The organism is Pseudomonas sp. YL2 (assembly GCF_023063025.1).
Taxonomy (GTDB): Bacteria; Pseudomonadota; Gammaproteobacteria; order Pseudomonadales; family Pseudomonadaceae; genus Aquipseudomonas; species Aquipseudomonas putida_A.
The window spans coordinates 175449-186520 of the sequence record NZ_JAJSLU010000005.1; the positions used below are offsets into that span (position 1 = coordinate 175449).

Sequence of the window (11072 nt, forward strand, 5' to 3'; positions counted from 1 at the left end):
GGCTTGCTCGCGAAAGCGGGGTGTCAGGCGATTAAAATGTTGCCTGATACACCGCTTTCGCGAGCAAGCCCGCTCCCACATTGGGGGGTTGTGTTTATTCAGATGGTTTTGCGCGACGGGCTCTGAAGAATTCGGTCAGCACTGCTCCACATTCTTCGGCCAGCACCCCACCTTCATACAACACCCGGTGATTCAAAAAGCCCTGGGTAAAGAATTGTCCCTGACTCTGCACGATCCCGGCCTTCGGCTCCAGCGCGCCATACACCACCCGCGCAATGCGTGAATGCACGATCAGCCCGGCGCACATGCTGCACGGTTCCAGCGTCACGTACAGCGTGCTGCCGGGCAGGCGATAGTTGTTGATGGCCTGGGCAGCAGCGCGGATCGCGACCATTTCCGCGTGGGCACTCGGGTCGCTGGTGGTGATCGGGCAGTTGTAGCCACGCCCGATGATCTCGCCGCTCTGCACCAGCACCGCGCCCACCGGCACTTCGCCGAGGGCTGCGCCTTGGGCAGCAAGCTCCAGCGCTTCGCGCATGAAATCGCGGTCACGGCTGCGGTCGATGATCGCGGCGGGGCGAATCTGGCGCATCACTTCACCTCGATGGCGGCCATCAGGCCGGTTTCCATGTGGTCGATCACGTGGCAATGGAACATCCATACCCCCGGGTTATCCGCCACCAGCGCCACTTGCGCACGCTCGTTCTTGCCCAGCAGATAGGTGTCGGTGAAGTACGGAGTGATCTTGTGCCGGTTCGACGCAATCACCTTGAAGCTCATGCCGTGCAGGTGAATCGGGTGCTGGTACTGGGTCATGTTCTTCAGTTCGAAGATGTAGCTCTGGCCCAGCTTCAGGCTGGCAATCGGCCGATCGGCGCAGGTCTTGTCGGTGATGTCCCAGGCCTTGCCGTTGATCTGCCACAGGCTCGGTGGCTTGCCGTTGTCGACATTCACCGACACCGAACCGACCCATTCGAAATTGAAGTTGAGTTTTTCGGCATTCGCCAGATCCGGCTCGGCCACCGGGTTGGCGGGCAAGGCTTTCGGCCACTCGGTCGGCGCATCGTTATTGGCCACCGAGCGCAAGGTTCCCAGTCGCACCGGGCCGTTGCGCAGCGACAACTCTTCACCGGCCGGCGGCGCCTTGATCGCCAGACAAATACGCATGCCCGGGCCGAGCCAGTATTCCTTGCCCAGCGGCCGCGGCTCGATCGGGTTGCCGTCCAGCGCATAGATCTGCGCTTCAACGCCGGGGATGTTGATGCGATACGTCAGGGTGTTGTCGAGATTGAGCAAACGCACGCGGGTGATCTGCCCCGCCGGCAACTCGATCACCGGCGTTGGCACACCGTTGATGGTCGACAAACGCCCCGCTGTACCGCCACGGGCCGCTTCACGGGGAATGCTGAACTCGACGAAATTGCCTTGCTCGTCGATGTGCCAGTTCTTCAGGCTCAGGGTCTTTTCGTACTTGAAACCGGTCGGCTCGCGCTCTTCGACAATCAACGGCCCGACCAGCCCGCGACCCAGCTCTTCGCTGCTGCTGACGTGCGGGTGATACCAGTAACTGCCGGCGTCCGGCACGCGGAATTTGTAATCGAAGTATTCACCGGGCAGCACCGGCAATTGCGAGACGTACGGCACACCGTCCATCTCCAGCGGCAGACGGATGCCGTGCCAGTGAATGGTGGTCGCCACCGGCAGATGGTTGATGAAGCGCACCCGCAACCACTCGCCCTGACGCACACGCAGTTCGGTGCCCGGCGCCGATGGGCCGAACGCCCAGGCCTCGGTCTTGTGCCCAGGCACCAGCTCAACATCCAGTGGCGCCGCGATCAGCTCGTAGTCGTGGCCCGCGTCAGCATCGGCCATCTTGCCCAGCCAGTAGCGCGACGCACCTCCCGCCCCGACACCAACGACAACAAGACCGGCCAGGCCACCGAGGATTTGGCGACGGGTAAAGGACATGAACTCAACTACCTCACGTATCTGCGTCGGGCACCGGGCCCGCAAAAGGCAAATACGATACACCTGCAATTGCGAAACAGTAAGGGCAGCGCGGCGGATGGACGCAGTTGCGCCTCGCGCGTACACGATTTCGATCGATCAAGTGACATAACTATGTAGTGCACATGCGTCGAACAGCCGGGCCATCCTGTGCCACCCGTTTCTCAAGGAAAGAGAGCCCAAACACATGCCCAACCCGATGCCCAATGCCGCCGACAAGGCCGCGCTCAAGGCGATTGCCGCCACCGTCATCCAGACCTGCCCGAGCCTGCAGGACGCTGCTCGACAGGTCGCCAGCGACTTGTTGATCAAATACCAGGTCCACGGCCTCGACCCGGATCAGGTGTATTTCCACCGCTTCGACGCCTCGCAAAGCAGCTCGAATACCTTCACTGGCTGGGAGCACGCGCACGCCACGCCCACTTCAAGCATGACCCTGACCCAGTTGGTGACTCACCGCTTCCGCGTCACCGACCAGGACAACGCCGACCTGCTCGATGTCTATGGCGGTTTCTACACTGCCGGTCCCGATGCCCGCACCTTCGATGAACGCAATGAAGTGCGCCTGCACGGCAACGATGTGCTCAAGGACTTCTGGAGCATCGACTTCAGCGCACTGTACGACGCTCAGCTGAACGCATACTGGAACACCCGCGGCAGCGACTTTCGTACCCTGGCCAAGTGCAATTTCCTGATCAAAGCGCTACAGGCGCGGGACAAACGTCAGCTGAGTGGCGAGGATTTCCAGTTCGTCACGCAAGCGGTGATCGGCCCGCTGACGTGGCCAGTCAGCCTGCCAATGCTGCAGACCAGCCACCCTTGCCCGGACAGTGTGCGCACGCTGGACATTGCCGGTTACGCCGCTACCAACGTCCTGCGTTTCGTCATGCCCCAGGGTCGGCAGATCCTCTACCTGCCCGGCAACAGCGATGCATTCCATGTACTGGAAAGCGCCACCGACCTGCACTTCTGGATCCTGCAGCGGATGAACAAGCCCGCCGCACGCGAGACATTCCTTGCGCATTTCTCGCTGGCCGACCGGCAGCAGATCAACGCCATTCTTGGTGACCTGATGAATCGCCTGGTGGCTACGTGGGGCCGCTACGATCACTCGATGATCAATCAGGACAACCGCGCGGTCAGTGGCGACGCCTTCACCTGGCTGACTGACTCGACCCGCACGGCGATGTTTGCCGAAGCCAGCCTGTCCCTGACCTCCAACGGTGACCTGCGCAAGAAGCTGTGGATCGGCTACCTCAGCGCCGGGGTCAAGGTGTTCGGGCCAATGGCGGTGGTCGGCTGGCCAGTCGCATTGCCGGTGATCGGCGCCAGCATTGCCAACATGGGGCTGAACATCGATCAGGCGGTCAATGGCAAAACCGCCGCCGAGCGCAAGGCCGGGATTGTCGGTGCGGTGCTCAACGGCATCGACATGCTGTTCAATCTGCTGGCACTCAAGGGCCCGGGATCATTGGCCGAGGTCGGACCCGAGGTGGATGCCGCCGAAGCGGCGGAGATGAGCGACCTGACCGATAAAGTCGGGACGCCGATGGGTGGGCCTCAGCCACCGATTGCCACCCCCCTGATTGAAGACACGCCGCGACCGGTCATTCCGCCGAGCTGGCAAGCCAATGAGTTGCTCGACGGCATTACGCCGGTGAGCGAGCCCGGAAAATTCCAGGGCATTTATCTGCTCGATTCGAACCCCTCAACCGCCATCCTGATGGACGACACCGCCTATTACGTACGCTACGAAGCCGACATCAACGGCAGCGGACACTGGGCGGTCATCGATCCCGAGCACCCCCACGGCTTTACTCGCTCGATCCCGGTACGCCTGAACCCTGAGGGTGAATGGGAAGCCATGCCTCGCGCAGGACTCGCCGGCGGTGGCAAACCTTCGGCACTGGCCGGATCAAGCAGCCGCAGCCCGCTGACCGCCCTGCCCGCCTCGCAGTACGACGTACCCGCACCGCTCAAGGCGCATCTGGAGGAAGGCGCGGCCGGGCTGAATGACGAGGCCTTGCGCGATTTCTACGACAGCCTGAACGAGTTCGATGCCTACCGCGACTTCAAGGTCATCCGCAAACGCCTGTATCACGATGCACTGGATTTTTTCAGCACGCTGCGCCTGCCCGATCGTCCTCCGGTGCCCGCCCTGGCGGCAGACGCGACCGCCGAAGAAATTATCGAGAAAATCCTCGAACATGCCCGGGGCCTGGTGCTCGGCGAGAGCCACACGGCCATCGGCAGCAAGCAATGGCTGATCGAGAACATGCCATTGCTCGCCAGCAAACAGGTGAAGAGCCTGTACATGGAGCACCTGCTGACCGACTTCCATCAAGCCGCGCTGGATGAATTCTTCCGCACCGGCAACATGCCGCAAAAACTCGAGGCCTATCTCAAGGCACTCGACGTCGGCAACATGACCGATCCGCTGGAGCGCTACACGTTCCTGGAACTGGTCAAGGAAGCCAGAAAGCAAGGGATCCATGTACAAGCCATCGATTGCATGGCGAGTTACCGACTCAACGGCATGGACTTGCCATTGGGCAACAACACCGCGCGGCAGAAAATGATGAATTACTTCGCGCGTCTGATGATCCGTGCCGATCAGTCCGCACGCGGCGCGCACAAATGGGTGGCGCTGATGGGCAACTCTCACTCCAACACTTTTGACGGGGTTGCCGGCGTCAGCGAACTGGAAGAGGCGATCGGCATTCGCGTCGAGGATGTCGCCGAAGGGACTTCACGGGGCATTGAAGTCGATCCCGGGAGAATCCTGCCCTTGGGCGGTACGGCGCACGATCGTTCCGCGCTGGTCAGAGGCGACTTGCGCCTGCAAATCGAAACACCCTGGACCGCGCACACCATGACCGAATTCGAAACCCTGCTGCCTCGCTACGGCATGTACTCCCTGAAGCAGCAACCCAACCTGACGTTCATTGTCCATCGCAGCCGCACCCGAGAACTGGTACGGACCGTCATCGACACAGACGGCAAGCACTTCTACATCGAACGCCCCGGCTGGCCTTCGGTGAGCGGTAAACGCTACCCGAGCATGAAAGCCCTGCTGCAAGCTCTGGATGACATGGGCATGCAACTGGGTGGCTGGTCAAAACCGCTGTAACGCAAAAACAGAAAAGCCGTGTGAAACGGATTTCACACGGCTTTTCGGTTGCGGCGATCAAGCCTTTACGGCTTGCGCGGGATCACTCCCACTCAATGGTCGCCGGCGGCTTGCTCGACACGTCGTAAGTGACGCGCGAAATACCTTCGATTTCATTGATGATGCGGCCGGAGACGGTTTCCAGCAATTCGTAAGGCAGGTGTGCCCAACGTGCTGTCATGAAGTCGATGGTTTCCACGGCACGCAGGGCCACGACCCAGGCGTAACGACGGCCGTCGCCGACCACGCCAACCGATTTCACTGGCTGGAACACCACGAAGGCCTGGCTGACTTTGTGGTACCAGTCGGCTTTGCGCAGTTCTTCGATGAAGATATGGTCGGCGCGACGCAGCAGGTCGGCGTATTCCTTCTTCACTTCACCGAGGATGCGCACGCCCAGACCCGGGCCCGGGAACGGGTGACGGTAGACCATGTCGTACGGCAGGCCCAGTTCCAGACCCAGACGACGGACTTCGTCCTTGAACAGTTCGCGCAGTGGCTCGACCAGTTTCAGGTTCATCTCTTCCGGCAGGCCGCCCACGTTATGGTGCGACTTGATCACGTGCGCCTTGCCGCTTTTCGCGCCAGCCGACTCGATCACGTCCGGGTAGATGGTGCCTTGCGCCAGGTACTTGATGTTGTCCAGCTTGCAGGATTCGGCATCGAACACGTCGATGAAGGTACGGCCGATGATCTTGCGCTTCTTCTCCGGGTCGGCTTCGCCGGCCAGATTGTTCAGGAACTGGTCTTCCGCGTTGGCGCGGATCACCTTGACGCCCATGTTCTCGGCGAACATGGCCATCACTTGCTCGCCTTCGTGCAGACGCAGCAGGCCGTTGTCGACGAAGACGCAGGTCAGTTGATCGCCGATGGCTTTGTGCAGCAGCGCCGCAACCACCGAGGAGTCAACGCCGCCGGACAGACCCAGCAGCACGTTGTCGGTGCCGACCTGTGCGCGGATGTTGGCGATGGCGTCTTCAGCGATCTTCGACGGAGTCCACAGGGCTTCACAGCCGCAGATGTCGAGCACGAAGCGCGAGAGGATGCGACCGCCCTGCTTGGTATGGGTCACTTCCGGGTGGAACTGCACGCCGTAGTAAGCGCGTTCGTCGTTGAACATGCCGGCGATCGGGCAGCTTGGGGTGCTGGCGAGGATGTGGAAGTCTTCCGGCATCTTGGTGACCTTGTCACCGTGGCTCATCCACACGTCGAGACCGAACAGGCCGTCGGCGTCGATGTGGTCCTCGATGCCGTCAAGCAAGCGGCTCTTGCCGACTACGTCAACGCGAGCGTAACCGAACTCACGCAGCTCGGAACCTTCAACCTTGCCGCCCAGTTGCTCGGCCATGGTCTGCATGCCGTAGCAGATACCGAAGACCGGCACGCCCAGGTCAAACACCGCTTGCGGGCAGCGCGGGCTGTTGGCTTCGTGCACGGACTCGGGGCCGCCGGCGAGGATGACGCCTTTAGGCGCGAATTCGCGGATCGCTTCTTCGTCCATGTCGAACGGGTGCAGCTCGCAGTACACACCGATCTCGCGCACGCGGCGGGCAATCAGCTGGGTGTATTGCGAACCGAAGTCGAGGATCAGGATGCGGTGAGCGTGAATGTCGAGGGCCATGATTCAGTCTCGTCTAAGTAATTCAGAAACAGTCGTGATTCAGAAACAACTCGGGGCTGAATAAAACAGCCCCGGTTGCTTAACGATTTGCTTGAAGCATCAACCTACGCGGTAGTTTGGCGCTTCTTTGGTGATCTGCACGTCGTGAACGTGGGATTCGGCCATACCGGCACCGGTGATCCGCACGAACTCAGGCTTGGTGCGCATTTCTTCGATGTTGGCGCTGCCGGTGTAACCCATCGAGGAACGCAGACCGCCCATCAACTGGTGGATGATCGCCGTCAGGGTGCCTTTGTACGGCACACGACCTTCGATCCCTTCCGGAACGAGCTTCTCGGCGCCTGCCGAGGAGTCCTGGAAGTAACGGTCGGAAGAACCTTGCGCCTGAGACATGGCGCCCAGCGAACCCATGCCGCGATAAGCCTTGTACGAACGGCCCTGGAACAGTTCGATCTCGCCCGGGGCTTCTTCAGTACCGGCGAACATCGAACCCATCATCACGCAGGACGCACCGGCCACGATGGCCTTGGACAGGTCACCGGAGAAACGGATGCCGCCGTCGGCGATCAACGGCACGCCAGTGCCTTCAAGGGCAGCGGCGACGTTGGCGATGGCACTGATTTGCGGCACGCCGACACCGGCGACGATACGGGTGGTGCAGATCGAGCCAGGGCCGATACCGACCTTGACCGCATCGGCACCCGCTTCGGCCAGGGCCTTGGCGGCTGCGCCGGTGGCGATGTTGCCGCCGATCACCTGCACTTCAGGGAAATTCTCTTTGACCCAGCGAACGCGGTCGATCACGCCCTTGGAGTGACCGTGTGCGGTGTCGACCACCACCACGTCCACACCGGCGTTGACCAGCGCGGCAACGCGGTCACCGGTGTCTTTACCGGTACCGACGGCAGCGCCAACGCGCAGACGACCTTGATCGTCCTTGCTGGCCAGCGGGTAGGCTTTGGCTTTTTCGATGTCTTTGACGGTCATCATGCCTTTGAGGGCAAACTTGTCGTCGACGATCAGGACTTTTTCCAGGCGGTGCTTGTGCAGCAACTCGCGGACTTCGTTCTTGTCGGCGCCTTCACGCACGGTGACCAGACGCTCTTTAGGCGTCATCACTTCACGTACGGTGGCTTCCAGACGGGTTTCGAAGCGGACGTCACGGGAGGTGACGATGCCGACCAGGTCGCCATCGTGCAGCACCGGAACGCCGGAAATGTTGTGCATGCGGGTCAGTTCGAACAGGTCACGCACCGTGGCATCAGCCTCGATGGTGATCGGATCCTTCACGACGCCGGCTTCGAACTTCTTGACCTTACGCACTTCGGCAGCTTGCTGCTCGATGGTCATGTTCTTGTGGATGATACCGATACCACCTTCCTGAGCCATGGCGATTGCCAGACGGGCTTCAGTGACGGTGTCCATGGCGGCAGAAACCAGAGGAATATTCAGCTCGATGCCACGGGTAAGGCGGGTCTTGAGACTGACTTCGTTAGGAAGCACCTCGGAATAACCGGGCACTAGGAGAATGTCGTCGAATGTCAGAGCTTCTTGGCTGATACGCAGCATCGCGGGGGCTCCCGAGCGGGAAAATGGAAGCGCGCCATTATAGTCAGACACCCCCTGCTGTTCAATGTAAAACTCAGCTTAATATCAATGTTGCTGATATACGGAGACCCCCGCCGCTACAGCTCCACCTTGACCCAAGAGACAGGTTGATCGAGCCAATCGGCGAACTCATCGATAAAACTCTGCTTGAAGCCTGCTTCCAGCCAGTTGTTGAAGATGAAGCCGAGGTTGGAAAACGCACATTCCTGCAAGAACAGAAAGCCGTTGATGTCGTCTTCATGCCCGCATTCCGGGCAGGTGAAGTTGTCCGTGCGGCCTGGAAACCAGTCTTCCAGGCTTTCGAACAGCGCTTCGCCAACTTCGCGGCGGCACTCGGCGCACCCGGCTTCTTCGAGAAAGCCCTTGGCCGGCGTGTAGATGCAGCGCTTGACGATGATCTCCAGTCCATTGACCGGCTCACCGAAGGGCAGCGCCTCGGGGTGCAGCACCACCGCACGCGCGCCGTCGGCAATCGCATGGGCCATGCGATTGCCGGTGCGGCCGCAAGTGGTCAGCTGTTCTTCGATGATGTTCTTGCGCACCAGCCAGCGCACGATCGCCCGCGCCCGGGGTTCGTGGACCGGCAGGGTGGAGATTTTCGGGACGATGATGCTTTGCGAATTCATGGTGCAAGCCTGCTGCAAATACCGAGATTTACCCCTGTAGGAGTGAGGCTGCTCGCGATAGCGGGGGGGCAGACACATCAAGATCAACTGGTACACCGCCATCGCGAGCAGGCTCACTCCCACCCAGGGAATGCGGGCGGCCTACAAAGGAATTGCGGCCGGCAGCTTAATCCCTGACGAAATCCGGTCAAGTACTCACGCCATACTAATAATGTAGCGCCCGATCAACGCAATCCCGCTCGCCAGCACCAGCCAGGTCACCAATCGCACAAACGCCTCGCGCGACAAGCGCATCGTCAACCGCCGTCCGATCCACAGGCCCAGCGCCATGGCCGGCAACAGACACAGCGCCAGCATCAACAAGGGTAGCTCGGCATACACCCCGGCGATGGCGAACAGGCTCAAACGCACCACAGTGCTGCAACTGATCAGCGCACTTTGCGTGGCCCGCGCCGCGTCCTTGGGCAGGCGGCTGTTGAGATAGATCGCATATAGAAAGCCGCCACTGCCAAACAGCGCGCCAAACAGGCCGCCTACCGTGCCCATCGGCAGCGCCCATGCGGCAGACAACTGCGTCGGCCGGGTTTTCACCCACAGGCTGTAAACCGCATAAGTGCTGATGAACAGCCCCATCAACAGCAGCAACAGGTCGGATTTGAGGTTGAGCAGGAAAATCACCCCCAACGTGCACCCCACCGCCATGCATGGCAGCAGCCGCAACAACTCGGGCTTGGCCACATCCCGGCGCGAAGGCAGCAGATTGCCGAATGCCGCGACGAAATCCAGCAACACCAGCAGCGGCACGATTTTCGACAACGGCATGAACAGAATCAGAATCGGACCCGCGACCAGTGCGGTACCGAACCCGGCAATCCCGAACACGATATAGGCCAGCGCGATTCCCGAGCCGATCACTACCCAGCCGCCCGCGCCCCATGTCCACTCGCTCAACAACCCCGCCACGCTCATCGGTTCGCTTCCTTTATAAGCCTGTGATGACTTTAGCCAGCGCCAAGCCTTGCGACTAATATGTTCAAAGCCACTCACCCATCTCGAAAAGGCATACCTGATGCTTTCAACCCGTCAACTGCGCTACTTCGTGGAAATCGCCGAATGCGGCAGTTTCAGCGCCGCCGCTGAACGCCTGTTCATCGCGCAGTCAGCGCTGAGCCGGCAGATCAAGGACATGGAAACCCGCCTGCAAACCTCGCTGTTCGAACGCACCGCACGCCAGCCCCGGCTCACGGCGGCGGGTGAGGCGTTTCTGCCGCGGGCCAGAAACCTGCTCAATGAACTGAGCAAAGCCAGCGCGATGGCGACCGAAGTCGGTAACGGACAACTGGGCACGCTGCGCCTGAGTCATTCCAGCACCGTGTCGATCAGCGGGCATTTATTACGTCGGATCAGCGCTTATCTCGATCAGCAGCACGGCGTGTCGCTGGACATCGGCAAGCTTTCCTCCGAGGCGCAGCTTGAGGAACTCGCGGAAGGACGCCTCGACATTGGCCTGTTGCGCCTGCCGGTGTTGCGTCAGCGTGAAGGTATTCAGGTTGTGCCATTGTTCACCGAGCGCCTGCTGCTGGCGGTGCCGAACGATCATCGACTGGCCGATTCATCCTCCGTCGAACTGGCGCAACTGCAGGACGAAGCCTTTATATCGATCCCGCATCCACAGCGCGGCGGCCTCAGCTATCTGTGTGCCGACCTGTGCATGCGCCAGGGCTTTTTCCCAAAAGCAGCGCGGGTGATGTCGCGCAAAACTACGCAGTTGCAGTTGATCCAGGCTGGATTCGGCATCGCCCTGCTGCCCGAATCAATGCAGGACATCGCCCCCGGCGGCGTACGATTCTTACCGCTGAGTGATCCCGATTGCCAAAGCACCGTCGCCCTCGCCTATCGGCAAACCCCCACGTCACTGGTGCAACACTTCATCAATATGTTCACAAAACCCTGTGGGAGGGGGGTTGGTCGCGGGAAGGGGGGGGGAGGTGAGAAATTGTTTTTCTTCCCCCCCCCCCTCTCGCGGGAGGCCCCCCCCCCC

8 protein-coding genes are annotated in these 11072 nt (G+C 60.8%); 2 read left to right on the forward strand and 6 right to left on the reverse strand.

Features of this window, described 5'->3' with window-relative positions; genetic code table 11:
- Window positions 1-94: 94 nt before the first annotated feature.
- Both tadA and LVD08_RS09985 read right to left on the reverse strand, forming a co-directional pair.
- Window positions 95-592 carry a tRNA adenosine(34) deaminase TadA gene (gene tadA / locus LVD08_RS09980; RefSeq protein ID WP_103367350.1) on the reverse strand — a complete coding sequence of 166 codons (498 nt, stop codon included), beginning with the start codon at window positions 590-592 and terminating at the stop codon, window positions 95-97.
- Complete coding sequence (locus tag LVD08_RS09985; protein WP_095136913.1) at window positions 592-1968, reverse strand: multicopper oxidase family protein; 1377 nt, start codon at window positions 1966-1968, stop codon at window positions 592-594. Before LVD08_RS09985 ends, tadA begins: the two co-directional genes overlap by 1 nt.
- Window positions 1969-2194: 226 nt before the next feature.
- On the opposite strand from LVD08_RS09985, the gene LVD08_RS09990 reads away from it, so the two are divergent.
- Entirely contained in the window at window positions 2195-5137 is a 2943-nt protein-coding gene (locus LVD08_RS09990; RefSeq protein WP_247268051.1) for a membrane-targeted effector domain-containing toxin, read from the forward strand.
- An 82-nt stretch (window positions 5138-5219) separates the two neighbouring features.
- Here the strand turns inward: LVD08_RS09990 and guaA are convergent, their stop codons facing one another.
- The 4 genes from guaA to LVD08_RS10010 all read right to left on the reverse strand — a co-directional run bounded on the left by guaA (window position 5220) and on the right by LVD08_RS10010 (window position 10000).
- The gene (guaA, locus tag LVD08_RS09995) at window positions 5220-6797 is read right to left on the reverse strand and encodes a glutamine-hydrolyzing GMP synthase (RefSeq protein ID WP_027612122.1); all 1578 of its coding nucleotides are present in this window, start codon (window positions 6795-6797) and stop codon (window positions 5220-5222) included.
- Window positions 6798-6896: 99 nt separating this feature from the next.
- On the reverse strand, window positions 6897-8366 hold the full coding sequence (guaB, locus tag LVD08_RS10000) for an IMP dehydrogenase (protein WP_027612123.1): 1470 nt from the start codon (window positions 8364-8366) through the stop codon (window positions 6897-6899).
- 116 nt (window positions 8367-8482) lie between these two features.
- Window positions 8483-9031: a sugar ABC transporter ATPase gene (locus tag LVD08_RS10005; RefSeq protein WP_096795528.1), complete on the reverse strand. Its 549-nt coding sequence runs from the start codon at window positions 9029-9031 to the stop codon at window positions 8483-8485.
- 195 nt (window positions 9032-9226) lie between these two features.
- A complete protein-coding gene (locus LVD08_RS10010) occupies window positions 9227-10000 on the reverse strand; it encodes a sulfite exporter TauE/SafE family protein (RefSeq protein WP_247268052.1) in 774 nt (257 codons plus the stop codon).
- A 100-nt stretch (window positions 10001-10100) separates the two neighbouring features.
- Between LVD08_RS10010 and LVD08_RS10015 the strand changes: the two genes are divergently transcribed.
- On the forward strand, window positions 10101-11072 hold a 972-nt coding region (locus LVD08_RS10015), incomplete at its 3' end, for a LysR family transcriptional regulator (protein WP_247268053.1).

What these genes read in the sequence shown, in the direction of transcription:
- tadA (WP_103367350.1), bottom strand. Translation starts at nt 592, where the DNA reads ATGCGCCAGATTCGCCCCGCCGCGATCATCGACCGCAGCCGTGACCGC.
- LVD08_RS09985 (WP_095136913.1), bottom strand. Translation starts at nt 1,968, where the DNA reads ATGTCCTTTACCCGTCGCCAAATCCTCGGTGGCCTGGCCGGTCTTGTT.
- LVD08_RS09990 (WP_247268051.1), top strand. Translation starts at nt 2,195, where the DNA reads ATGCCCAACCCGATGCCCAATGCCGCCGACAAGGCCGCGCTCAAGGCG.
- guaA (WP_027612122.1), bottom strand. Translation starts at nt 6,797, where the DNA reads ATGGCCCTCGACATTCACGCTCACCGCATCCTGATCCTCGACTTCGGT.
- guaB (WP_027612123.1), bottom strand. Translation starts at nt 8,366, where the DNA reads ATGCTGCGTATCAGCCAAGAAGCTCTGACATTCGACGACATTCTCCTA.
- LVD08_RS10005 (WP_096795528.1), bottom strand. Translation starts at nt 9,031, where the DNA reads ATGAATTCGCAAAGCATCATCGTCCCGAAAATCTCCACCCTGCCGGTC.
- LVD08_RS10010 (WP_247268052.1), bottom strand. Translation starts at nt 10,000, where the DNA reads ATGAGCGTGGCGGGGTTGTTGAGCGAGTGGACATGGGGCGCGGGCGGC.